Here is a 986-nt window from a genome sequence, read left to right as displayed (position 1 = left end):
AAAGATGGTACGTATGTGGACAGCAACAACGACGGTATTACCAACGTAGGCGATATCGTTAGCTATAACTTTGTAATCAAAAACACTGGTAATGTAACGTTGACTAACATCACAGTAACCGATAACAACGCTACTATTACAGGAGGCCCAATCGCTACATTAGCACCAGGTGCTTCAGATACGACTACCTTCTCTGGTACGCATGTAATTACCCAAGACGATATCAACGCAGGTTATGTGTACAACTTGGCTATAGCTACAGCGAAAGATCCTGATGGGAAAGACGTAACTGATACGTCTTCGGATCCTACACCATGTGCAAGTTGTCCAAAAGATCCAGAATGTACAGATTGTACCATTACCGAATTGAATCAAAAACCAAGTATCGAAATCACCAAAGATGGTACTTATGTGGATAGCAACAACGACGGTATTACCAACGTAGGCGATATCGTTAGCTATAACTTTGTAATCAAAAACACTGGAAATGTAACGTTGACTAACATAACCGTAACCGATAACAACGCTACTATTACAGGAGGCCCAATCGCTACATTAGCTCCAGGCGCTTCAGATACGACTACCTTCACTGGTACACATGTGATTACACAAGAAGATATCAATGCAGGTTATGTATACAACTTGGCGACTGCTACAGCGAAAGATCCAAAAGGAAATAATGTAACTGATACTTCTTCTGATCCTACACCATGTGAAAGTTGTCCAAAAGATCCAGAATGTACAGATTGTACTATTACCGAATTGGATCAAAAACCAAGTATCGACATCACAAAAGATGGTACCTATGTGGATAGCAACAACGACGGTATTACCAACGTAGGCGATATCGTTAGCTATAACTTTGTAATCAAAAACACTGGAAATGTAACGTTGACTAACATAACAGTAACTGACAATAATGCTACTATTACAGGAGGTTCAATAGCATCTTTAGCACCAGGTGCTTCAGATACGACTACTTTCTA

Annotated in this window: 1 protein-coding gene; it reads left to right on the top strand. The window is 40.1% G+C overall.

Features of this window, described 5'->3' with window-relative positions:
• Positions 1 to 986: DUF7507 domain-containing protein (locus ACZIX2_RS14215; protein WP_463340755.1), on the top strand; the 986-nt coding region annotated here is incomplete at both ends.

It is taken from the genome of Flavobacterium riviphilum (assembly GCF_055231795.1).
Note: the sequence above shows the minus strand (reverse complement) of the source record. Positions and strands in the feature narration are given on the sequence as shown.